At 41.9% G+C, this 24,875-nt stretch carries 21 protein-coding genes; 6 read left to right on the forward strand and 15 right to left on the reverse strand.

Features of this window, described 5'->3' with window-relative positions; translation table 11 throughout:
- Positions 1–75: 75 nt before the first annotated feature.
- Complete coding sequence (locus AC503W_RS17985) at positions 76–1,767, reverse strand: methyl-accepting chemotaxis protein (protein WP_494915290.1); 1,692 nt, start codon at positions 1,765–1,767, stop codon at positions 76–78.
- Positions 1,768–1,981: 214 nt separating this feature from the next.
- On the opposite strand from AC503W_RS17985, the gene AC503W_RS17990 reads away from it, so the two are divergent.
- A complete protein-coding gene (locus AC503W_RS17990) occupies positions 1,982–3,241 on the forward strand; it encodes an amidohydrolase family protein (protein WP_402954196.1) in 1,260 nt (419 codons plus the stop codon).
- Positions 3,242–3,398: 157 nt separating this feature from the next.
- Here AC503W_RS17990 and AC503W_RS17995 read toward each other — a convergent pair whose 3' ends face one another.
- The 11 genes from AC503W_RS17995 to AC503W_RS18045 all read right to left on the reverse strand — a co-directional run bounded on the left by AC503W_RS17995 (position 3,399) and on the right by AC503W_RS18045 (position 14,436).
- On the reverse strand, positions 3,399–4,745 hold the full coding sequence (locus tag AC503W_RS17995) for an MFS transporter (protein WP_402954198.1): 1,347 nt from the start codon (positions 4,743–4,745) through the stop codon (positions 3,399–3,401).
- 82 nt (positions 4,746–4,827) lie between these two features.
- Positions 4,828–5,124 carry a Dabb family protein gene (locus AC503W_RS18000; RefSeq protein ID WP_402954200.1) on the reverse strand — a complete coding sequence of 99 codons (297 nt, stop codon included), beginning with the start codon at positions 5,122–5,124 and terminating at the stop codon, positions 4,828–4,830.
- An 11-nt stretch (positions 5,125–5,135) separates the two neighbouring features.
- Positions 5,136–6,383: a flavin-dependent oxidoreductase gene (locus AC503W_RS18005; RefSeq protein ID WP_494915292.1), complete on the reverse strand. Its 1,248-nt coding sequence runs from the start codon at positions 6,381–6,383 to the stop codon at positions 5,136–5,138.
- Positions 6,384–6,574: 191 nt separating this feature from the next.
- Positions 6,575–6,949 (reverse strand): nucleotide excision repair endonuclease, encoded by a 375-nt coding sequence (locus AC503W_RS18010; RefSeq protein WP_402871219.1) that lies wholly within the window; start codon positions 6,947–6,949, stop codon positions 6,575–6,577.
- A gap of 271 nt (positions 6,950–7,220) precedes the next feature.
- Positions 7,221–7,373, reverse strand: coding sequence for a YpzG family protein (locus tag AC503W_RS18015; protein ID WP_402871217.1), 153 nt, complete (start codon positions 7,371–7,373; stop codon positions 7,221–7,223).
- A 107-nt stretch (positions 7,374–7,480) separates the two neighbouring features.
- Positions 7,481–8,128 carry a DUF4352 domain-containing protein gene (locus AC503W_RS18020; protein WP_494915295.1) on the reverse strand — a complete coding sequence of 216 codons (648 nt, stop codon included), beginning with the start codon at positions 8,126–8,128 and terminating at the stop codon, positions 7,481–7,483.
- Positions 8,129–8,146: 18 nt separating this feature from the next.
- Complete coding sequence (locus AC503W_RS18025; protein WP_494915296.1) at positions 8,147–9,523, reverse strand: alkaline phosphatase; 1,377 nt, start codon at positions 9,521–9,523, stop codon at positions 8,147–8,149.
- 327 nt (positions 9,524–9,850) lie between these two features.
- The gene (locus tag AC503W_RS18030) at positions 9,851–10,978 is read right to left on the reverse strand and encodes an AbrB family transcriptional regulator (RefSeq protein WP_494915300.1); all 1,128 of its coding nucleotides are present in this window, start codon (positions 10,976–10,978) and stop codon (positions 9,851–9,853) included.
- A 66-nt stretch (positions 10,979–11,044) separates the two neighbouring features.
- Positions 11,045–11,815 carry a class I SAM-dependent methyltransferase gene (locus tag AC503W_RS18035; protein ID WP_494915301.1) on the reverse strand — a complete coding sequence of 257 codons (771 nt, stop codon included), beginning with the start codon at positions 11,813–11,815 and terminating at the stop codon, positions 11,045–11,047.
- A 96-nt stretch (positions 11,816–11,911) separates the two neighbouring features.
- Positions 11,912–13,420, reverse strand: a complete 1,509-nt coding sequence (gene tcuA, locus AC503W_RS18040) for an FAD-dependent tricarballylate dehydrogenase TcuA (protein WP_402871205.1) — start codon at positions 13,418–13,420, stop codon at positions 11,912–11,914.
- A 158-nt stretch (positions 13,421–13,578) separates the two neighbouring features.
- Positions 13,579–14,436, reverse strand: coding sequence for a LysR family transcriptional regulator (locus tag AC503W_RS18045; RefSeq protein WP_402871202.1), 858 nt, complete (start codon positions 14,434–14,436; stop codon positions 13,579–13,581).
- A 403-nt stretch (positions 14,437–14,839) separates the two neighbouring features.
- Here AC503W_RS18045 and AC503W_RS18050 point away from each other — a divergent pair, with 403 nt between their 5' ends.
- The gene (locus AC503W_RS18050; protein ID WP_402871199.1) at positions 14,840–16,171 is read left to right on the forward strand and encodes a CitMHS family transporter; all 1,332 of its coding nucleotides are present in this window, start codon (positions 14,840–14,842) and stop codon (positions 16,169–16,171) included.
- A gap of 82 nt (positions 16,172–16,253) precedes the next feature.
- On the opposite strand, the gene purT is transcribed toward AC503W_RS18050, so the two are convergent.
- Together purT and katA are read right to left on the reverse strand one after the other, a co-directional pair.
- Complete coding sequence (gene purT, locus AC503W_RS18055) at positions 16,254–17,411, reverse strand: phosphoribosylglycinamide formyltransferase 2 (RefSeq protein WP_494915304.1); 1,158 nt, start codon at positions 17,409–17,411, stop codon at positions 16,254–16,256.
- Between the two features lie 821 nt (positions 17,412–18,232).
- Positions 18,233–19,687, reverse strand: a complete 1,455-nt coding sequence (katA, locus tag AC503W_RS18060; protein WP_494915306.1) for a catalase KatA — start codon at positions 19,685–19,687, stop codon at positions 18,233–18,235.
- 528 nt (positions 19,688–20,215) lie between these two features.
- Between katA and AC503W_RS18065 the strand changes: the two genes are divergently transcribed.
- The 3 genes from AC503W_RS18065 (at position 20,216) to AC503W_RS18075 (ending at position 23,582) form a co-directional block, all read left to right on the forward strand.
- Positions 20,216–20,548: a phage holin family protein gene (locus AC503W_RS18065; RefSeq protein ID WP_402871190.1), complete on the forward strand. Its 333-nt coding sequence runs from the start codon at positions 20,216–20,218 to the stop codon at positions 20,546–20,548.
- A 217-nt stretch (positions 20,549–20,765) separates the two neighbouring features.
- Positions 20,766–21,911, forward strand: a complete 1,146-nt coding sequence (locus tag AC503W_RS18070; protein ID WP_494915313.1) for an endonuclease — start codon at positions 20,766–20,768, stop codon at positions 21,909–21,911.
- 303 nt (positions 21,912–22,214) lie between these two features.
- Positions 22,215–23,582 (forward strand): amino acid permease, encoded by a 1,368-nt coding sequence (locus AC503W_RS18075; RefSeq protein ID WP_402871185.1) that lies wholly within the window; start codon positions 22,215–22,217, stop codon positions 23,580–23,582.
- A 104-nt stretch (positions 23,583–23,686) separates the two neighbouring features.
- On the opposite strand, the gene AC503W_RS18080 is transcribed toward AC503W_RS18075, so the two are convergent.
- Entirely contained in the window at positions 23,687–24,217 is a 531-nt protein-coding gene (locus tag AC503W_RS18080; protein ID WP_494915315.1) for a GNAT family N-acetyltransferase, read from the reverse strand.
- A gap of 139 nt (positions 24,218–24,356) precedes the next feature.
- Here AC503W_RS18080 and AC503W_RS18085 point away from each other — a divergent pair, with 139 nt between their 5' ends.
- Positions 24,357–24,815 carry a TspO/MBR family protein gene (locus AC503W_RS18085; protein WP_494915317.1) on the forward strand — a complete coding sequence of 153 codons (459 nt, stop codon included), beginning with the start codon at positions 24,357–24,359 and terminating at the stop codon, positions 24,813–24,815.
- Positions 24,816–24,875: the final 60 nt, after the last annotated feature.

A 24,875-nucleotide genomic window follows, 5' to 3' on the forward strand; every position in this document is an offset into this window, starting at 1 on the left:
TCAAATATCTCCATAATGAAAAAGCAGGCTTCCCGACCATGTCAGGAAGCCTGCTTTTTTCTAAAAATACATTTTTTAAATCTGGAATTTACGAACCACTTGCTTTAGCTCATCTGCCATAGAGGTCAATGAATGCACGGATGAATTGATTTCTTCCATCGATGCCAGTTGTTCTTCCGTTGAAGCCGCCACTTCTTCTGAATTGGCCGCATTTTCCTGTGCGTGTGCCGTTAATTTATTCGACGTTTCCGATACTTCATCTACACTGACTGAAATTTGTTGAATGGAAGCCGTGATTTCTTCGATTTTTGGAGTAATGTCTCTCGTACTTTGAAGGATCTGGGCGAATTTATTCGATGTTTCCACTGAAACCTTCACGCCCTGTTCCGCATTATCCATCACGTCTTTCATGATCGTAACAGAATTCCTTGTGTCGTCTTGCATCCCCGTGATTAAATCCGTGATCAATTTAGTAGAGTTCTGGGATTGTTCAGCTAATTTCTTCACTTCATCGGCCACCACGGCGAATCCCTTACCATGTTCGCCCGCCCTTGCCGCTTCGATTGCTGCATTTAATGCCAATAGATTCGTCTGTCCGGCAATGCCCGTGATTACATCGATAATATTCCCGATTTGATTAGAACGTTCCGATAAAGAATCGATAACCTGATTCGATTGGTTAACCGATTCATGGATGAATCTCATTTGCTTCAAGTTCTCCTCGACATAGTGGCTGCCCTCTTCTGCCTGTTTCTCGGTTTCTTTTGAAAGCTCTGACATGCTAGCCGTACTTTCGGTAATCCGTTCCACACCCTGGCTCACTTCATTCAGTGAACCGAGACTAATTTCCAGTTGCCTTGTTGAACTTTCAGAAGCCCCGGAGATTTCCTGTATCGAAAGAGCGATTGTTTCTGCTGCCAATTTCGATTGTTCAGAACTGACACTTAATTGCTCAGCCGATGATGTAACTTTATTCGTATTGGAGGAGATGGCCGTAATCGTATGATGCAGATTTTGGGTCATCTTTTCAAAAGATTGATTTAACACATAAACCTCATCGCGGGTTCTTACCTCGATTTTTTCTATATTCAAATCTCCTTCAGCGACCCGGTTAGCCATTTTACTCAACTTCTCGATTGGTTTGGAAATAACGTTTGAAATCAATAATCCATCAGCCATCGCAAGCACGAAAGCTATCAGGCTTAGAATGATAATCTTCTTAGTTGCCGACTTAGATTTATCCTGAACCTCTTTCACCTTTTGCACCATGATGTCGTCTTTGATCCATGTATAGAATGAATTCGTTTGCTCAACCATTTTGGTACTGATGGGAACCACATTATCCCGGGCTAGGGACTTGGCTTTTTCAGGATCGGCTCGTACCGCTTCTACAGATTTACGACTCTCCTCAATCCATTCGTCATTTGATGCTTTGATTCCATCGAGCTCTTTGGTCATTTTATCTGAGTGCGACAAATCTCTCGCTTCTTTTATTAATTCATTGATGTTTTCATTCGATTCATACATCTTCTCTTTCATATCAGGTGTTTCATATAATAGATATCCTCTTAAATACGTTACCTGACGTGCTGCATCCGTCTGGATACTTTGAGTGATTGATTGAACCTCGGAGATATTATCAAGAATATAATCATACTTCTTGTTCATATCTTTCATACTGTGATAAGAAATGAAAGCTGAAACTCCAAAAATGATGGAGACAAGAAAAAAGCTTAGTAGTAACTTATTCTTTATGGATAATTTCATTCTTTTTTACCCCTCTATTTCTTATGTAATGGTCACGCTTATCTATCCCTTTTCATATAAAAAGCCCACAATTAAAGTGGACGGTAAATATGTTCCCAAGGAGTAATAGTTTCCTTTTCTTTTATCGGTTAAGAAAAGGAAAAATTAAATGGAACATGGTGGTAAAATAAATATTATTTGTTAAACACTATCATTTAAGAGGGCAGGGGAATGCATGTTATTAAGAAACGCAACATATTTGAATGAAGAGTATGCCATTTCAAGGGGAGATCTGTTAATACATGAAGGGAAAATCGTCACAAATCCTTCTCTCTCTGAAGGGAATGCTTCTGTCGAAGAAATGGATTGTGAAGGATATATACTAATACCTGGATTATACAATGCTCATTTTCATGGTTATTCATTAACTGCCCAAGGACTTCAAAGGGATATGAAAATTGAAGAGTGGTGTAATGACAGCAAACAAGGACACCTTCAATCCGGTTATTTTGATAAAATCGATGCACTGACCAGAAGGGAATATGAAACGATTTGTATGAAGGCTTACGCAGATATGGTGAAGAAAGGAATCACGTTCGTCAGTGAATCAGAGCCGAGTAATTGGCCGGATGCGATTGCCGAAACCATCAACCGCATTGGAATGAAAGGTTTTGTCGATACCTATGAGAAGATTCCGGAATATCACGATCTGCAAAGTGGGCAGGTCAACTTTGGTACGCATTTGCTAGAAGAAGAGGATATCACGGATGAAACCCTTGCTCTCTGTGTTTCTAGTAAAAAGGACTTTGATTCCCTCTATACCACGCATGGGATGGAAAACCAATGGAGAAGGGACCTGATTTATTCTCAATACGGAAAGTCATCCATCGAGTTATATAAAGAGCAAGGGCTACTCGATAACAAGACGATTTTTTTCCATGGCGTTCACTTGAATGAAATGGATATCGATTTACTAGCTGAGGCAGGTTCCTCTGTCGTCCATTGTCCCGTCTCGAACCTAAGCACTGGAGCAGGTATAGCCCCCGTATCCAGCATGCTTGAAAAAGGCGTGAATGTTTGCATGGGATCTGATTATGCCAGTACCGATTTATGGGAAAATATGAAAATCGCCTATTATCTACTAAAAGCGATGTCCCCGACACATCCGTTCACAGCGGAGAACATCTGGCAAATGGCAACGCAAAATGGCGCGTCCGCCTATCATCAGAACATGAGTGGAAGAATCAAGGATGGATTTCATGCAGATCTTGTCTTCATAAAAAAGAACTCCCTTATTCCAGAGGTCGATACAGACGAGTTTTCCACGACCGTGCATAATCTATTACTTGAAACGAGCGAACCATCCATTCATCATGTAATGGTCAACGGGGAATGGATCATGTTCAATCGCACCCTTACACACGTGGATGAGGAAGAAATGAACCGGGCATATAAAAAGATCCTGACGAAAGTCTATCATCAGGTTGTTGAATAGGTTTCAATGACACAGGGGCTGTCCCAAAAGGTGTAATTACCCCGTAATTGAATAAATAGTAAAAGGCAGAAACGTTGATTTAACAACATTTCTGCCTCTTTGTTTTTGCGGAATTCAATGGAATAAGGACTTATTAGACAGCCCCTTGTCTCATGATTTAAACGGCCCGCTTCTCCTCGGGTTGACCTTCTCCGGCCATGCCGTAATGTGCATGTTTTTCCTGAACGAAAGCAATGGCGATCGCTCCTACTACCGCAGCGATTGCAATCAAGGAAAAGTTCATTTGAGCTGGCAGGTTCATCGTTAAGAGGATGCCTACAAAAGTTGGTGCAAAAATCCCACCTAGGCGACCGAACGCCATCGATGCCCCCACTCCACTGGAGCGCATGGAAGGTGGGTAATATTGTGATACCATCGCGTTGCTTATATTCTGCACCCCGACCGACGATGCACCGATGAAACCAATCAATATATAGGCAAGCACCGCATTTTGTGTAAGACCGATGCTTGCAAGGGCAATGGCTCCACATACATACAGGGGAATCATGACTTTTTTGAAACCTAGTTTATCCGTAAGCGGACCGAACGCAATCGTTCCGACGATCGCACCGACATTCATCATCGCAACAAATAGCAAACTAGAACTTAAACTATACCCTGCCTGGATCATCAATTTGGGCAGCCACGTGTTCATCGAGTATATCAGGACAAAGCAGCTGAAACAGGAAATCCAAAACATGAGCGTACTGAACCCCCGTTTTTTCTCAAATAATTTCACAATGGTTGAACCTTGTTCAGGTGCTTCCGTTCTTTCGAGTCTTGTCTCCCCATTCAAACTTAACTCTGGATTGACTTTCTTAAGAATCTGCTTTACTTCCTCGTTTTTCCCTTTTTCCAATAGGAAGACCGCCGACTCTGGAATCGCTTTAGCTATAAAGGGTAGGACCAATAGCGGCAAACCCGCAATCCAGAAAATCGGCCTCCATCCAAATTCCGGGAGTATGGCACGGCTGGCTAGGGCGGCTGCAATCGCTCCGACCGAATACCCACAGAATACAAAGGAAATCATCGCACTCCGAATCTTTTTCGGTGCGTACTCCGTTGTCAGGGCAATCACGTTCGGCATCACGCCTCCCAGTCCGATTCCTGAAATGACACGAAAAACGGTGAACAAGACTGGTCCACCAGCCACCCCGGATAAAGCAGTAAAAAGACTGAAGAGAGCCGTACAAAATAAGATGATTTTCTTACGTCCGACCTTATCGGCCAAGTAGCCAAAAAAGACCGCTCCGACCACCGTACCCATTACCGTATAACTGCCGATTGCTCCCGCTGTCACCGATGATATGGACCACTCCTCAATCAATGAAGGAACGATTGAACCATAGATGACCACATCATAACCGTCGACCAGGATAATGAAAAAACCCCAAAAAATTAATAGTAAGTGAAACAGGTTAAAACGACTTTTATCTATCGTTTCACCAGCATGGACTGTCCTCAATCCTACACCTTCTTCCCTTTATTTAGTACGTTGAAGCACAAAAGCCAAAGAACAGACAGATGCGTATGACACGCACCTTTAATCAATTAGTATCAAAGTCGACCACAATTAAATCTTCAAGTCCAATCTCTTCTAAATAGGTAAGAATCGCTTGATGCGATGGATGCGGCAAGTATGCTTCAAATGTCGTCCTGTCCTCAAATCTGGCAGTCATGCCTATCTCGTACCCTTGATTGCGCCCCGCAAAATTCCTTCCTTGCTGGATATCCAGTAAACCTGGTATAACATCTTTTAGAGACAGAGTCCTAGAAATCAATTCATCCACTTGATCATCTGTTACATCATCACTTAACTTAACCAAAACAATATGTTCAACCATTCTGCTCACCCTTATCTGCTATTTAAAACATGACGGTCAAAACCGGCAATTTGTTTATATTTATTGGCAATATCTTCTAGTTCCTGTTGTGATATGACATCATGTAAATGATCGAATCCCTCTGGAGCCCGGTCCTCGACAATTTGCATGACCTCTTCCGGTCCATTCTGACGATTGGCCAGCACGATGGCCGCCGTCTTCTCAAGACGTGATTCTTCATAAGCACATAAAGCCGCTTCTGCATGTACTCCACTTAAAATGGCTTCCCCTAACGCATCCGCATCCAGTATCGCCTGGGAAGCTCCATTGGAACCAATTGGGTACATCGGATGTGCGGCATCACCAAGCAACGTGATTCTGCCAAAGGACCAGCGTGGAAGAGGATCGCGATCGACCATTGGGAATTCGAAAACGGACTCCGTTTCCTCTATTAATTTAGGTACATTCAACCATCCAAAATCCCAATCGGCGAAAGCTTGGGCAAAGACTTCCTTCTCTACTTTCCGATTCCAATCACTTCGGGAAGGCGCATCCCCTTCAATCGTCAACTCCGCAATCCAGTTCATAAGCGAACGACCACTCTCTGCCAAAGGATCGACAGGATAAGCAACGAATTTCTGGTCTTGATAGCCAGCCATGATCATTGTCTTCTCGGTTAAAAAAGATGACGATTCTGTGATGCCACGCCATAAAATCCGGCCGCTGAATTTAGGGTCACCTTCATTCGGATAATAGAATTTTCGAACTGTGGAATGGATGCCATCTGCTGCAATCATGATGTCTGCTTTATATGCCCCTAGATTCTCTCCTGTTTTTTTATTCACAAATTGAGCTTCCACGCAATCATCGAACAGTTGGAATGAAGATAGATGGTGACCGGTTATGACCGAGTCTTCCCCCAACTCTTCCTTGACCGCTTTTAGTAGCAGCATCAGCAGACTTCCACGATGGATGGAATATTGCGGCCACCGATATCCTGCATTCAACCCCCTCGGTTCCTGCCAAATTTGTTGACCGTATTTATTGAAAAAACTCAACTCGGCCGTAGGCAGTCCAATCTTCTGAAGTTCTTCCCCTAATCCAAGCTCCGTAAGGACCCGTACAGCATGGGGAAGAAGATTGATGCCCACTCCCAATGCTTTTATCGTTTGTACACTTTCAAAAACTCGCACTGACACACCAACGCGGTGAAGTTTAAGGGCAGTAACAAGCCCGCCGATGCCCCCACCAGCAATAATTGCCGTATTCACTTTTGACACAGAAACCCCTCCAAATGACCTGATAAGTTATTCAAATATTTTAATTATTCTAATTATGTCACAAAACTCCAGTTTAGCAATATAAATTCTGGGATTATGCAATAAAATTTCATAGGATCATAAGGAAGTCTTACCTGTAAATCTGCTTCTACGCATAAAAAAGCTGATTGCGCATGCAATCAGCTCTCCTATTATTTATAAAATACTTTATCAATGTTGTATTTAGCATGAAGTGTATTGATGATGTACGTTTCATATATTTCACGTTCCATCGCATCTTCTACGATGATAACCTCAATTTTTTTCACTTCATTACGATGTTCTTTAATCGGTGAAACATTATCCTCGAAATGCTTTTTGACTCTTTGTCTTAATTTACGTGCCTTTCCGACAAAGATCAACTCGTCCTTCTCATTATAAAACATGATGATGCCGCCCTTATCACGGGGAATCAAATGGAAATCAATGAATCCGAAGATTTCCGGGATGATGGCTTCATCGCCCTCAATCACTTGTTTTCTTTGTTTAATGCTGATATCCGCTGCTGGGATTTTAATATTAATCATCAAAAGTCACGTCCTCTATTTGTATATGTATGTGAGTGCTGGAAATAGTCATATTGATAAATCACACTATGTTCTAGTGGAATATAATGGGCTTGTTCAAGCTCTTTCCAACACTTGCTCTACCATGTCCTTAAAAGTAGATGGTATCATAATTTTGGCGGAAAAGCCATGGCATGAACATAGCGGTTCAGTAAAAGGCAATGGACCCCTTTAAGGAAGGAAAAGAAGAAGACCCGTTACGAGTCTCCTTCTCCATGATCAGAAATATCCATTACCACCTGTGGGCCTTCGCATTGCTTCTTAGTATAATGTTCGTTTGCGATACTTCCGTATGGCCATTTACTTGAGACTTCGAACGCTTAGGTCTTGTCCAATTATGGTGAAACTTTTGAGAATGTGGATCTAATTGATCTTTATAACTCATGTTGTATCACCTCATCGTAAAAGATTGGGATATTTCTTTTCAAAGCAATAGGAGGTTCCTATCACAGTTTTAGTATGGATTGGGGACGAGTAAACATACATTACTTCTTAAAAAGAAAATTCTACCTTTTTCCCTTTCGAAAGCACTTTCCCTTCACCATTTACGGCATCACTGGTCAGAACCGAAATCCTCCTCACGTCTTCCTTTTTGAGGATGAACCCGATATTCCCTTGCTTTGAGCCCTTCGCTTTTATATCCCCATTCAAATTCTCCAGGTAAATATCATCTTTCCAAGTCAAATGTTCTCCCCCGTCCGTCTCAAGAAAAGCGACCGGGGAAATCTTGGCGTCCGCATTGGTAGGATTATGGACCTTCACATTCATTTTCACGACATCGAATGCGTGTTCATGGGTGTAACCATGAAAGAAGTCAATCATGCTATAATCCGGAACCACATGCATCACCTTGATATCCTTCATTTCTACCGTGATTGGCCCGACCTTCACGGTTTCATTTATCGGCTTATATTCTTTTACTGTCAATTCGCCTCGTGAATCGGAAACCTGTTGGCCGACTTGTTTCAAATCACGATCATCCGGTAACTGGGGGTTAGGAACATAGACATCCTTCTTCACCAATGGTCTTTCCTTTTCCTCTGTCTTTTCTATTACGTTTGGTTTTTCATCAAAAGCTGGCTGCGTATTAAGTGCACCAAATGTGGTTAATAAAAAGGCACCAAAAAGTAGTTTGTTCACCGAATCCCTCCCAGCGTTTTATTTTCCTTTATTTAATAAGTCGAAGATGATCGTGGCATGATCCGTGTTATCGACCTGTCCGGCAAAACGGTCCTTGTAGGGCCCGAATGCATAGACGGGCACATCTTCCCCCGTATGTCCCCCGGTAGTCCAAGCCGTATTGGACCTGTTATCAAAAATGGCTTCGATTGCATTATCAATCGTCGTAACATGTTTACTTGTTGTGGCATCCTTGACGGATTGGATTTCCTCGTTTGTAAGTCTCACTTTCTTTTGATCAATATACCTTTTCAAAGTTTTTTCAACATCCTCACCCTTTACGATGGCATCCGCCATGAAGTCAGGTGTCCGTTTGGCAGCCTTAATCGGCTCACCGGACCAATTATAGACTCCCTTCGCTCCGATTGAGAACCCTCCCGTGGAATGGTCAGCCGTAGCGACAACTAAGGTATGTTTATCTTTTTTCGCGAACTCGATGGCTGCCTTGTAGGCTTTTTCAAAATCCTCCATTTCACTCATCGCCCCGACAATGTCGTTATCATGGCCAGCCCAATCAATTTGACTTCCTTCCACCATCAAGAAGAATCCATCTTTATCTTTATTCAGGCGTTGAATCGCCGAGTCCGTCATCTCTTCCAATGAAGGCGTTTCATTGGTGCGGTCAATCATTTTAGGCAAACCTTCTGAAGCGAACAACCCAAGCACCTGTTTATTTTTATCCTTTAGGAGCTGCTTTTTATCGGTAACATAACTATATCCATCTTTTTTGAACGCTTTTGTCAAATCGACATCCGGCCGGACAAAATTCGATTGGCCTCCACCCAAAAGGACATCGATTTTATGTTGACCGTCTATTAGGTCCCGGTAATAATCATCAGCAATTCCATTCATGTTTTTCCGGTTTTCGTCATGGGCACCGAATGATGCTGGGGTGGCGTGGGTAATTTCCGATGTGGCGACAAGACCGGTTGATTTCCCGCTTTCCTTGGCCGCTTCCAATACCGTTTTCACTTCTGTCTTATCGTTATCGACTGCGATTGCTGCGTTATACGTTTTCACCCCGGCTGACATCGCGGTTGCTGCAGAAGCGGAATCCGTGATATTTTGTGTCGGATCTTCTGGGTATGTCATCTGCTGACCCACCAAGTATGGATCGAATGCCGTCCTTTCAGCCACCGTCGTAGAAGGTCTATCTTTTAAATACCGGTAGGCGGATGTATAAGAGACACCCATTCCGTCCCCTATCATGAAAATGACGTTTCTAATCTCCGGTTCTTTCTTAGGCTTTCCTTTTGCCAGGACATCGTTGTTTGTGACCGACCATGTAAGACTTCCAAGAGCTAATGCGGAAATGATGGCAACAGGCAAAATCTTTTTACTGAATGAACGTTTCAAGAAAACGACCTCCTACTGATTTAATGGATGATTCAGTTAAAATATACCGCATGAAGATGAACCTACTGTGAAGGGAGTGTAAATATATGGGGGGGTTATGTAAATGAATAGTAAAGAAAAAAAAATAGGTAGAGAATGAATAGGTTCAGGGGACTGCTACAACAAAGACAATTCCGCCACTTCAAAAGAAGTCTTCCAGTTCATGAAAGAAGAAAGCACACACTAAAAAAGACCGCCCCAGAAGAGGCAGTCCATTCTGGATTATTCTTTGCCTTCCCCTGGGGCCGGGCGTCATCGGTCAAAACATAATTATTGATAGCGTAAACGCTATGCTGATAAATCGGGATGTCCATTTTTTTGCATCGCTCGATGATTCAGTAATTTAAATAATGGCGGCAATGTCACATATACCATCAACACCCTGAGTACCTGAACAGCAACGACAAACATCGGGTCGGATTCGAGGGCAACCGAAGTGGCGGTCATTTCCGCAACTCCTCCAGGCGCAAAGGCCAATGAAGTAGTCATAAAGGACATTCCAGTCATTCTGGAATCGATATATGCACAAAGGATCATCATGAATATAAAAGCAACGGTACTTAATGAAGAGACGACCAGAATTTTTTTCATTCCTACGAACATTCCCCTATTGAACTTGGATCCCACACTTGCCCCAATCATAATTTGTGAAACAATCATGATGCTATCTGGCCACCAGGCAATCAAATCCACCCCTGCAATGAGTGAACCGGAAGCTTGAAAAAATGCAACCGTCAACATACTGCCTACTAGCCACGGCGCAGGTAACTTGAGGATTTTCCCGACATGGAAACCACCCCAGGCAGCGAGAGCCAGCACAAGCGTCCATCCTATTTCAACTTCATTAAAACTTTCCACCCCACCGAAAAAACGAGCCGGAGTTGAGGCTAATGGATTAGCTCCAAGTACAAAGAAAGGTACAATCATGACAACCAAAAAAATCCGGATGGTTTGTATGATCGTCACAACTCCGGTATTGGCCCCTGCTTCCTGAGCCATTCCTGGCATAGCTGAAAGACCTCCCGGTGCCGTAGAAAAGAAACTCGTCAGCATATCCATTTTACATAACTTGTACAAAAGAAAACCGGAGCCTAAAGAAAACAACAACGATAAAGCCAAGACGATGATGATCGTGATGCTATTTTCCATGAATATTCTCAACACGGAAAGGTTGAGTTGTAAGCCCAATTCAATGCCGAGCAGGCATTGTCCTGTTCTTAACCAAATTTGCATGCTATTCGATTGACTATCAGGTAACTTCAAGAAAGCTGGCTTCCAAAAAGAAAGCAGGGCGGACATCAACAGGGATCCGATCATCCATCCGATGGATAATCCCGTTGACGCCAGAAAAGCCCCTCCTAGGCCGCATAGTATCACTAGCCAAATGCCTTTCATTGTATCTACTAATCGCTCCATTCGATGACCTTCCCACTTTTATTTTTCATCTTTTCGTACAAATCTCAAAGAAACGAACATACCTGTTCACTTTTTCCTTGCCACTAATAACATCGCCTGCCCTTGGAAAGAGAGAACTTGGTTTTCAACAACCTCGATTGAAAGAAAATCGGTTGTTTCCTTTTCAGCCGCAATCATATAGGCCATCAATTCATTTTGTTCCTTTTCAGGAAGCTGCATCATTTCACACCACTTCTTAAATTCGAACTTTTTTTTGAATGTCGTAAAACTTTCAATAATAAAGCCTGTGTTTTCAATAAGTGAAATCCATTCAGTTTTTTTATAGGCCCTGTAATGGCTAGGATCCCTTTTCTTTTCTATATAGTTATAAAAGTGATCGTATTCATCCTTTTCGGCTGCAACGTTATCTATTAGGAGGAAAAGGCCATTTCTTTCTAAGACCCGGTTTGACTCCATTACAAATCGGTTTATGTTCGGGAAATGGTGGGGTGCAATCCGACATGTAACCGTCCCAAATGATTGATCGGAAAAAGGGAGCTGCTCGGCATCTCCTTGAACAAACGATACATTTCCAATGCCATTTGAGGTGATGAATTTCTCTGCTTTCTCTAACATTTCAGGGGTCAAGTCAAGAGCGGTCACTTGTTTAAATAGTGGAGCTAAAGCTTTGACCACATGACCGCCTCCCGTTGCGATATCCAAAAGGTTATCCTTTCTGTTCTTTTCCACGATCTTTATAAGTAAATCCAGATCTTCTCCACTCGCATGCGTTTTGCTCGTCACATAGTTGGTAGCGTTTTTTCCAAATTGGGAAAGAACTTGATCTTTTTCTCCCATCTTAAAACCTCCTTCTTCTCGCTTCTTTTCCAAATAAAGAAAACCGAATTTTCTAATATAGAAAAAGTCGGCTTCCTTATCTTCATCCATTATTCTTTACTGAGTAACCGTGTCTCTTCGGTTTTCCAAGGCATACGAAGCGGCAGATGTTCCTGCAAGTTTACCATATACAGATCCTGACATTAACCCAGATCCGCCTGGATAGTTTTCGTAGAAAATCCCTCCGACCATTTCACCCGCAGCGAACAGTCCCGCAATAGGTGCTTCCTCTTCATTCAATACCTCGCCTACCGTGTTGACATGTATTCCACCAAACGAAAAAGTGATTCCACATGTTACCGGGAAAGCATAAAATGGACCTTGTTCAATGCGAAGTGCCCAATTTGATTTTGGTGGGGTAATTCCATCCGTTCCTTTACCGTCTTTTTCCGTAGGATTATAATTTCCTTCTTGTACAGAATGGTTATACTCCTCAATCGTTTTCAAGAATTGTGCTTGATTAACCGGCAGCAAATTAGCAAGTTCTTCGAGCGTATCAGCCTGATAAATGGTAGCCTCTTCAAGATCATACTCTTTACGCAGATACGGTCGCACCTGAGAATCATAAATCTGATAGGCTACATGATCAGGCTGTTTCAAGATTTCCCTTCCATACTTGGCATATGTATAGTTTCGGAAATCCGCACCCTCATCGACAAACCTGTTTCCATCTTTATTAAGCATGATGCTTAAAGGATAAGAATGTTTTTTGAAGATGTCTCCTGGTTTCGTAAAATCACCGACTTTTGGAGCATTATAATCCGTCCCAATTGAATGGCAGCCGGACCATTGCCCATATTTCTGTGCTCCTACCGCCAAAGCCATAGTTAACCCGTCTCCAGTATTATATTCCGTTCCTCTCACAATAGCCGCATTCCATTCCTCACCGATAAATTCGCTCCGTAGCTTTTTATCTGCTTCAAATCCTCCACACGCTAAAACGATGCTTGTCGTATTGATCGTTAGCTCCTTGCCTTCTTGCTGTACAACGATTGACTTGATCTGATTATTCTCGAGCTTCAGCTCGGTAGCGCGCGTCTCGTACCAAACCTCTATGCCAAGTTCTATCACACGTTCATTCAGTTTTCTAATCAGCCCTACACCTTTATCATTGGTTTTTAACGGAAGACCACCCCAAAATATCCGTTTGCCGTCTTTTTCAAAAGATTGATTTTCATAATTAAGTTCAAATTCAATGCCATGGCCCTGCATCCATTGAATGGTTTTATAGGATTGAGTAACCAATTGCTTCGCCAATTGAGGATCACTCTGTCCTTTCGTAACCCTCATGAGATCATCATAGTATTCTGTTTCACTATAAACGGGCACATGAATTTTCTCGGCTTCCTCGTCAGTGATAGAAGGAATGATTTTTCTGATATCATCCAGACCATTATAAGCAGTGCGAATGGCTCCATCCGTAAAGAATGAATTTCCACCTCTCTTTTGCTTCGGTCCTCGCTCGAGTACTAGTACGCTTGCGCCTTTTTCTCTAGCTGCTATAGCTGCACATAAAGCGGCATTTCCCGCTCCTACTACTATTATATCGAAATTAGATTGAACCATATATCTTCCTCCTAACAATTTTTTACTTGAGCTAAGCTTAATACACTTCAAAAAATAAATGAAATATATAAATTTAGCTTAAGTCGATAAAAAATATTTATAACCAAACAAAAAAAAGACTTAGGATGGAGTCATTCCATATCCCTAAGCCCGTTTTATTATCTTTCCTTAACAAGGAAATCCACAAAAGCTTTTACTACCGAAAGATTTAAAAAATTGGCATCGTACATTAACCACGTGTTCCGTTGCAAAGGTGTTCCCTGTTTATCTTTTAAGCATAACTTATGTAGAAAATCATTGGGCTGTAGAGACATCTCCGGGATTATTGCCACCCCTAATTCATTTTTGACCATTTCCTTGCATGTCTCCAGCTTATCTACTTCCATGGTGATACGAGGTGGAGAAGAAAACTGATCATGCCACCAATCACTGATTAAATTTTTCAATGAGTTGTCGGTATGATAATTAATGAACGGCAAGCTCGGCAGCTCCTCTATCGTAATCTCTCTTTTCGAAATCAGATATAACCTCTCTTGGGATAATAGGGACTTTTCTCCCTTCCATTGATAGTTGTTCCGCACGATCCCCACATGTACCTTTGATGAATCCAGGAGGCTCATGATTTCGGTACTCCATCCCGTATTTAAATTAAATTGTATATCTGGATATTGCTTCGAAAATCTTTTCAAGATTTCAGGCAACTTATACCGTGCAAAATTACTGGAAACACCTAAACGCAACGTTCCATTGATTCCATCATTCATATTCATCACATGGTCTTTCGTTTGTTGCAATTTCCTTTGCATTTCCTCGGCGTACTTGACTATATAGTCGCCCTCAGAGGTAAAATCGATCCCTTTCTTCGTCTTGAAAAATAAAGCTACGCCAAACTCTGCTTCTATATTCTTTAATCGATAGCTTAAAGCTGGCTGCGATATATATAGTCGTTCTGCCGTGCGTGTAATGCTTTTCTCCTCATGAAGTATGTTTAAGAAAATCCAATCCTTTTCATCCATTCGAACCCGCCTTTTCTAATGTTATAATTTGTATTTATAAGATATTAAAGAAAGTATACATTGAATTTATGAGTTTATCGAATACCCTTTCCTCTCTTTCGACTTCTTCCAAGCCTAAATAGTTTAGTATGCTTTAGCGTTACTTCCTCCTTTAGGTACCAAAAAAGAACCCCTGACATTCCCCTTAAGATTGTGATGAAGTACATAGGTTATAAACTTTTTTAATGACAAATCGAAAAAAATATATATTTAACTTATTAACTTTCCTGTATTACTATTTAACAAAGATAACCAATAACAACATTGAGGTGATGCAAATAGGAATTTTTAAAATTAATTTTCTGAATAATCAATCAAGAAAAGTCTTTAATGTAAGCGTATTCAAAAGGAGGGGAACCGTCCATTGCTAACTATATTAGGAGTTTCCATGGTTACTATCTTTACATATTTGATTATGACCAAAAAGATGTCACCGATTGTGGCTTTAACACTTATACCTATCATTTTCGCTATAATTGGTGGCTTTGCTTCTGATATCGGTCCCATGATGCTTGAGGGGATAAAGCTCGTTGCACCTTCAGCCGCTTTATTATTATTCGCTATATTGTTTTTTGGAGTGATGATCGATGCTGGGTTATTCGACCCGCTTATCGCAAAAATATTACAGATCGTTAAACGGGACCCTGTCAAAATTGCGATAGGGACAGCCATTCTATCCCTCATGGTAGCATTGGATGGAGATGGCACAACCACATATATGATCGTGGTTTCAGCCATGCTTCCTCTTTATAAACGAATTGGCATGAATCCTTTGATAATGGCCACTATCGCTATGCTCTCCTTAAGTGTAATGAGTGGCATGACACCATGGGGAGGCCCCGCTACACGGGTCATAGCTGTTTTGGGTCTTGATGCTTCCGAATTCTTCGTTCCCCTCATCCCAACAATGATTGGGGGAGCTTTATGGGTGACCTTCATTGCTTTTTTACTCGGAAAAAAAGAACGCAAACGGCTTGGAAGTATCCATTTCCCTTACGCAGAAGAGGATTCTATCGCTCAATCTGAGACTGCCGCTACTATAGAGGACACTCTCATTAAAGAAGAAAGCGATATAAAAAGGCCTAAGTTATTGTGGGTAAATCTCTTGATCGTCCTATCCATCATGACTACTCTTATACTGAACCTACTGCCTGCTCCCGTATTATTTCTGATTGGCTTCATCCTTGCCCTGCTGATAAATTACCCAGACTTAGAGAAGCAAAAAGAACGGATGCTAGCTCACTCAGGTAACGCTCTAATCGTGGTCATCCTTGTTTTTGCAGCTGGCGTTTTTGCTGGAATTTTATCCGGAACAAAAATGGTGGACGCAATGGCCAACACCCTGGTTTCCATCATTCCGGAATCTTTAGGCGCCTTCTTCCCTTTAATCGTAGCGTTTACCAGTATGCCTTTTACTTTTGTATTATCAAACGACGCCTATTATTTTGGAGTCTTGCCCATCCTTGCTGAAGCGGCCTCCGCGTATGGGATTGCCCCTATTGAAATTGCCCGGGCTTCCATATTGGGCCAACCCGTTCACTTAATGAGTCCATTAGTTGCTTCGACCATCTTATTAGTCGGCATGATTGGGAAAGATATAGGTGACCATCAACGTTTTGCTTTAAAATGGGCCATTCTTTCATCCCTGATTCTCACTGGATTGGCGATATTGACTGGGGCCATATCCTTCATGTGATACACATTTTTTAACTATTACATCCATCTACCAATAATAATCCTCAAGCAAAAGCACTCCATTCCTGGAGTGCTTTTGTGTTTTATTTTTCAACCTTCATGTAACTCAGTGCACGGGTTGCGGCTTCCCTCGCCGTTTCGACAGAATCAGCTGTGGATAATGCAACAGCAACCCTTCTGCCAACCTTCGTGACCGGTTTTCCGAAAACGCGCACCTGCGTATTCGGTTGAGCCAAGGCTTTATCTACCCCGACTATAGAATATTCTGATAACTCAACCGGTGCTTTCAAGGGACGGCTTGCTCCTGGGGTGATCAGTGTGATTTCAGGAATCGGGAATCCTAGAATCGCACGGGCATGAAGGGCAAACTCCGATAGGTTTTGGGTGACCAATGTTACTAATCCTGTATCATGCGGACGTGGGGAGACTTCACTGAAATAGACCTTATCCCCTGAAAGGAATAACTCCACTCCAAATAATCCATATCCACCAAGTTCATCTGTAATCTTCTTGGCAATCCTTTTTGCTTCGATGATTTGTCCTTCCGTCATAGCATGTGGCTGCCAAGATTCTATATAGTCCCCGCCCTCCTGGACATGACCGATTGGTGCACAAAACATCGTTCCGTTAACGGCACGGACAGTTAGCAACGTAATTTCCGAATCAAAGCGAATGAACTCTTCAATGATCACTCTTCCATTTTGGACCCGGCCACCTTCCATCGCTATTTTCCAGCAGGCTTCCAAATCATCTTTTGAACGACAAACGCTTTGCCCTTTACCAGAAGAACTCATTAGCGGTTTCACGACATTAGGAAAACCGATTTCTATAGCAGATGAAACAAATTCTTCATATGTATTGGCAAATCGATAAGCTGCCGTTGGTAACTTTAGCGTTTCAGAGGCCAACCTTCTAATTCCTTCACGATCCATCGTCAATTTAGCCGCTCTTGCCGTTGGGATAACCGCGAACCCTTCTTCCTCCAATTTAAGCAATTCGGAAGTGGCGATGGCCTCAATTTCCGGCACGATTAAATCAGGTTGTTCTTTTTCAACGACTTCCCTAAGCTGCTTCTCATCCAACATATCAATCACATAACTTCGATGGGCCACTTGCATGGCAGGTGCATGTTCATACCGGTCGACCGCAACGGTATCAATACCAAGCCGCTGAGCTTCCAGGATGACTTCCTTGCCTAATTCTCCTGAACCCAATAATAAAACCTTTTTTGTTCTATACATATTCCACTTCTCCCCCTCCATGTGTTCAAAACCATTATATACGAACTATATACTAATAAAAACATATTTCGTTCGCTTTTCATTTTAATTTCCCTCTAAAACCCTTGATTTCATATAAAATATTTTGTTTTTTAATCATAAATCTTTATAAACAAAGGAAGATACCATTTGATTGGAGGACGGAATGCCAAGTACGCTCAGTGAAATCAGCACCGTTCTTTACAGAATGGAGGAGTGATATCTTATACATGTCGAAATTTGTACTACGATACTTTTTGAAAATGTAAGCGCTTTCCATTATAATGTAAGTAGGTTGGATGGCATGCGTGGCCGTCAAAGTATTCGGCGTAGGCGGGGCCAATACTAGCGTTAAAAGGAGGAAAACGCTTTTAACGCACAACTATTAGCACTCCTTGGATAAGGGCTGTTAAAGATTCTTAACAGTTACTTGCAAGATATATGCACCATACATAGTCATGGACAAGGGTTGTCTAACATGCCCTCGTCTTTGCAGCAGCCCTCATCGTTTCAGTCTAATAGTTTATAAGATTAAAAGCTCTTCCACTGAAAAATCAGAGAAGAGCTTTTTCGTTTGTACCTAACATTCTAGTTCCTTCCCCATCTCATCCAGGATGGTCAAGACTTGCAAAAATCCAATAACAGACCATTTAAAAACACAAGCTGAGACTGTAGATGATGCATGCGCTGTGATTGACATGAACTGTATACCGACATCTCCAACTAGGTAGGACCTTCGCTTAATACGAAAAAACAGGCATCCATTGCACGAATGGATGCCTGTTTAGATGTTGATTCTATTCTTAGACTTCTTGCGGTACAGCTAATCCAAGACCTTCAGCAATACGTGTTCCGTATTCTGGATCGGCTTTGTAGAAGTGTCCGATTTGACGAAGTTTAATTTCTTCTAATTCTACTGGTTTCATTGCACCCACGACATTTTCTACAAGACGTGTTTTTTCTTCGGCGCTCAATAGGCGATATAGATCTCCTGCTTGAGTGTAGTGATCATGATGATTATAGGCAACCTGAGCAGCTTGTCCAGACACTTCAAACGGCGCAAGTTTGTTTTCGTTTGATTCAGCTGGTCCCCCAAAGCTATTTGGTTCGTAATAAACGGAACCTTTCCCATTATCATCGGCACGCATGAAGCCATCGCGTTGATATGTGTTTGCTTCCACTTTCGGGCGGTTAACCGGAAGTTGGTTATGGTTAGCACCTACACGATAACGATGGGCATCGCCATAAGCAAATAAACGGCCTTGAAGCATTTTATCTGGAGAAGCTTCAATTCCAGGTACGAATGTTCCTGGTGAGAATGTTGCTTGCTCTACTTCAGCAAAATAGTTTTCAGGGTTTCTGTTCAATTCCACGCGGCCAAGTTCGATTAATGGATAATCTTTTTGCGACCAGACCTTAGTCACATCGAATGGGTCAAAGCGGTATGTGTCCGCGTCTTCCAAAGGCATGATCTGTACGCATAATTTCCAAGCCGGGAAATCGCCTTTTTCAATCGCGTTGAATAGATCTTCCGTATGGTAATCAGGGTTTTCACCTGCAAGTTTAGCAGCAAGGTTCACATCAAGGTTTTTGATGCCTTGCTCTGTTTTAAAGTGGTATTTCACCCAAACAGCTTGTCCTTCTTCATTCACCCACTTGAATGTATGGCTTCCGAATCCATGCATATGGCGCCATGTTGCTGGAATCCCACGGTCGGACATCAGCGTAGTTACTTGGTGAAGTGATTCTGGTGAATGAGACCAGAAATCCCATACGGCAGTCGGATTTTTCAAGTGTGTTCTAGGATCTCTTTTTTGTGTGTGGATGAAATCAGGGAATTTGATTGCATCACGGATGAAAAATACAGGTGTATTGTTCCCAACGATATCGTAGTTTCCTTCTTCTGTGTAGAATTTGACCGCGAAGCCCCTCGGATCACGTAATGTATCGGCAGAACCAAGTTCCCCAGCTACCGTTGAAAAACGGATGAACATCTCCGTTTCTTTCCCTACACCATTGAATACTTTGGCCTTCGTATATTTTGACAAATCATTCGTAACGGTAAAAGTACCAAATGCGCCACCGCCTTTAGCATGGACGACACGTTCAGGAACACGTTCACGATTGAAATGTGCCAGTTTTTCTAATAAGTGAACATCTTGTATAAGCACTGGTCCACGTGACCCAGCAGTAATTGAATTTTGGTTATCGCCAACCGGGGCACCCCAGCTAGTTGTCAGGTTTTTCTTATTCGACATAAATGAACCACCTCTTCATTAGTTTTAATATACATATAATAATATAGTTTCTTAGAAAAAAATCAATACTTATTTATAATAATTTTAATATAATAATAAGATTCAATAAGTATAATTTCTTTTCTACATGCTAGTAAAGTATAAAATATGTAGGGGAAATGAGGTATTATGCATTTATTTAGGTATTCACTATCTATATATTGGTATAACTCCAGCGGTGGCGCATTCTCTTTATTCTTGCTTTTTTATCAATTATAAGAAAAATATAATAGTAATCGAGAATACTAGAGGGTTAAATTGGAAGTGTTATCAATTAAGATGCTTCGCTTTCTCTCATTTTATAGGAAATCAGCCTGTTTAATCAGTGAAGATTCCGTGAATTTTACTTTCACGTGTACCCATTCGCCAAACAGTCGAAAGATGCCTCTAAATATAGAAGATTTTTTGTGCCAATTCAGCAAATCCCCCCCTGATTTGCATGAGGTTTTAGTATAATAAGGAATGTATATAGTGTTTTAGGAGGTTTCCATGAATATAATCATGCGTTTTCTTGCCAATGGGCTGATATTACTTTTCATAGACTGGCTTCTCGACTCCATCACGATAAAATCTTATGGCACAGCTTTGCTGGCTATCTTCATATTATCGATTATGAACATGTTAGTTAAACCCATTCTACAGCTCATCACTTTACCAATCACGATCCTGACATTCGGATTGTTTTCCTTCATCATCAACGCTTTCACTTTTCTGATTACGTCGTATGTGGTCAGTGGTTTTGTCATTCATTCTTTTTGGGGCGCGCTCATCGGTTCGTTTTTACTAACCATCAGTCAAAGTTTACTCGTCAAAAAAGAGTAGGAACACTCGTCAGTCGACATGCTGACGATTTTTTTATCTCGTGACTTTTTCCATAACACCGTTCGATATTTCCTGGGCTATTTCCCTAATTTTTGCAAATTATCACTAGCAGTATTCACTCATTTTCGAAAAACAAAAAGGGAATGGAACCACCTTTGCATAAGTTTATCCATACATACGCTAAAAACAGGTATGAATCGACTTATGGAGGAATGACATGTACACCAATCGTAAACCAAGAATTCTTCTGTCCCTCATGCTCGTGCTCGCTTTCCTTATTCCAGCTTCATCCTTAGCCGCAACCGGGGATGGAAGCCCATCTTCTCCTTACTCCGTCTCTCAGGCTTTCGTAAACCAAAATAGTTCCATTCGTACTGTCAGTGGCTTTGTAATCGGCCAGCCCACTTCAGCCACTAGCGTCGAGTTCAGCAACTATCCAAGTGATTATGCGCTGGCAATTGCTGATAGTTCCTCGGAAACAAACGTATCGAATATGCTTTTTGTCCAAATTCCCTCCTCCTTCCGTTCTGAATTCGGATTGAAAACGAATCCTGATTTAAAAGGTCAAAAAGTCACCATAACCGGAACACTGACTTCCTACTTTTCTCATTCTGGCTTGAAGGACCCGTCAGTCATGGTGAAAAACGGGAGCACTCCAGACTCAGGAACTCCGAATGCCGGATCTTATTATGACTCGGCTACCGGAAAAACCGGGCGTGCTCTAAAAGATGCCCTCCATGAAATCATTGATGACCATACGAAAATTTCCTACGCAAATGTGTGGGAAGCCTTGCGAGAAACCGATGAAGATCCAAACAACTCCAATCATGTCATTCTTCTATATACAGGGCGTTCACAGGCAAAGACCACCAATGGTGCAGGCGTGAATGACTGGAACCGTGAGCATGTCTGGGCAAAATCCCATGGCGGATTTGGGACATCCATGGGTGCTGGCACCGATTTACATCACTTGCGGCCGACCGATGCGTCCGTCAATAGTACGCGCAATAATCTCGACTTTGATAATGGGGGATCCGAACACTCCGAAGCCAAAGGGAACTATTACGACTCCGATTCATGGGAACCACGGGATAAGGTGAAAGGAGATGTGGCGCGGATGCTCTTCTATATGGCGGTGCGCTATGAAGGAGAGAACGATGAAGTCGATTTGGAATTGAATAACCTAGTCAACAACGGCTCAGCTCCATATCATGGGAAACTGGACGTGTTGCTTGATTGGCATGAACAAGATCCAGTCGATGCATTTGAACGAAATCGAAATGAAATCATTTATAACGACTACCAACATAATCGAAATCCTTTCATCGATCATCCCGAATGGGCTGCTTCCATCTGGGAGTAATGAAACCGGCTGCCCATTTCCTAAGGGCAGCCTTTTTCATACAGACATCAAGTAGTAAGAAAAATTAGTTAATTAACTTTCGCTAAATAACAATTACCTTACAAACTTCATATATTCTCTTAAAAATTCCCTTATTTGGTAAGCGTTTTCATTTTTTTCTTTACAAATAAACTATTAGTATATATTATTTAATTGTAATATTTTGAGAAAAGACAATACATATTATGCTCCTCAACTCTACTAGTGATAAAATAGTAGAATGCGTTAAAAACCCATATTCCTACACAAGAAAAGAGGAAAATTATGCAAAACTCCAAAGATTCTCAATTACATAGAGGATTGGAAGAAAGACACATCGCATTAATGTCTCTTGGCGCTGCCATTGGGGTCGGGTTGTTTCTTGGCTCTGCATCGGCCATTAAATTAGCCGGTCCCGCAATTATTTTGGCTTATGCCATTGGCGGCTTTATTATTTATCTCATCATGCGGGCTTTAGGGGAAATGGCCATTAAAAACCCCGTTGCCGGTTCCTTCAGCCGCTATGCAAGCGATTTTATCGGTCCTCTCGCCGGATACATTACAGGCTGGAATTACTGGTTCCTTTGGATTGCAACGTGCATGGCCGAAATTACGGCTGTCGGCATTTACATGCAGTTCTGGTATCCAGACACTGCACAATGGGCTTGGGCATTAGGCGCACTTGTGATTATGACAACCGTTAATTTCCTTGCCGTTAAAGCTTATGGTGAATTAGAGTTTTGGTTTGCCCTAATTAAAATTGTCACGATTATCTTAATGATCGTTTTAGGATTTGGCATGATTTTCTTTGGTATCGGTAACGCTGGGGATGCAGTCGGATTCAGTAATCTATTCTCACATGGAGGCTTCTTCCCTAATGGTATCTCGGGCGTTGTTCTTTCATTCCAAATGGTGATGTTCGCCTATTTAGGCATCGAGATGCTTGGAGTGACGGCTGGGGAAGTAAAGAACCCTGAGAAATCACTTAAACGGGCAATCAATACCGTGTTTTATCGAATTTTACTGTTTTATGTTTTGGCTCTTACTGTCATTCTTTCAATTACTCCATGGGATCAAATGACAGGGGAAAACAGCCCGTTCGTTATGATGTTCGATAGAATCGGCATCCCAGGGGCGGCAGGCATCATCCAGTTCGTCGTACTGACAGCAGCTCTCTCTTCTTGCAATAGCGGAATCTTCAGTACGGGTCGAATGCTGTTTAACCTGGCACAGCAAGGCGAATCACCAAAAAGTTTCGGTCGTGTCACAAAGAATGGCGTGCCTGGCACAGCCATTATCGTATCGGCCGTCGTTCTCCTTTTTGGCGTCTACCTGAATTATATGAAAGCTGACAAAGTATTTACTTATGTGACTAGTGTGGCGACATTTGGAGCACTATGGACATGGGGCACCATCCTTATCACACACATCAGTTCCCGAAAGAAAATGAGTGGACAGGAAAAACAAAACTTAACATTCAAAATGCCGTTTTTCCCGCTCACTTCTTATTTCGCCCTTGCCTTTCTAGTATTTGTCATGGTCGTTCTCGGCTTTTCTCCTGATACGAGAATCGCTTTGATCGTTGGTCCGATCTGGATTATCCTGCTTGTCGTGTTGTACTACATAACAGGATTGCATAAGCGAAAAAAATAAATAGCGAAGAAAGGGTGCCCATTGAACACGGGCACCCTTTCTTTAGCTATTTTCCCTTCTTTTCAACCTTTGCTAGTCCACCTAGGGGAAACATGACAGCGACATTAAAGAAATAACTCCATTTCACTGCCTTTCTCACTGAAACCCATTTTCTTGTATAGATGTTTCCCGTTTTCGGATGTATGCAACCAAATCCGTTTAACGCCCCTTGTTTTACTGTTATCTATACAATGCTCGAGTAAACGCCCCGCCAACCCGTTTCCACGATGCTCTGGGACTGTATACATATTAAGAATATAGGCTTCAATCCCTTTTAGATTTTCTAAATACGGTGGTCTTTTGAATAAAACCATTCCACTGATGCTTACTGCTTTCCCATTCGCTTCTGCCATATAGGATATAAATTCGTTGTCTGGAAGTGCTTTTTGTAAATACTCTCTTGTTGATCTTTCCATAAGCTGCTCCTCTTTTGGAGACTGTACCTCACCTAATTCCATTAAAAGCGCTAATCGCAAACCAACTATATGATCAATGTCTTCCATAGTAGCCCTAGTAATAGTAAACGGAGTATTGTTTTGAAAACCTGGTCCTTTATTAGACGTTAGATGTCTATCATTCATTTTTTCACCTTCCATTCGTTTTACTCTTACTTTCCCCATGATAATAAAAAATGGAATAAAGTTACACTTAATAACCCATTAAAATGTTTTATTTAGACCATTAGAGGTAATGGTATAACAACGACCAAATATGTAGAAAGATGGTGGATGCATTATGAATTATCGAAAATTAGCAAAAAGCGTGTTGATTCCTGTTGTCGGAGGGTCCATTGTCGGGGCAATTGCCACAAGAAACTCCAAAGAGATTTACAATGACCTCAAGAAACCTTCATTCGCTCCCCCTTCATGGGTTTTCCCCGTCGCTTGGACAGGCCTATATACCGTCATGGGAATCGCAAAATATCGTGTATCCGTGAAGGAAAAAAACACAAAATCACCGGAACTCCTCTATGATACCCAGCTCGGACTGAACTTTTTATGGTCTTTCCTCTTCTTCAAATGGGGCTTGCGTGGAACGGCTTTCATCGAAATGGCCGCCCTATTGACCTTGATTACTTTGACAGCCTTCGAGTTTTACAGCATCGACCGTAATGCTGGCCTCGCCATGGTTCCTTATATCGGCTGGGTGACTTTCGCTTTGGGCCTTAACTACTCTATGTTCAGAAACAACTGATGAAGAAAAAAGAGCATTCCATGTTTCGGAATGCTCGCTTTTTTTGAATTGGACCGATAA

This window comes from Peribacillus suis, assembly GCF_059384845.1.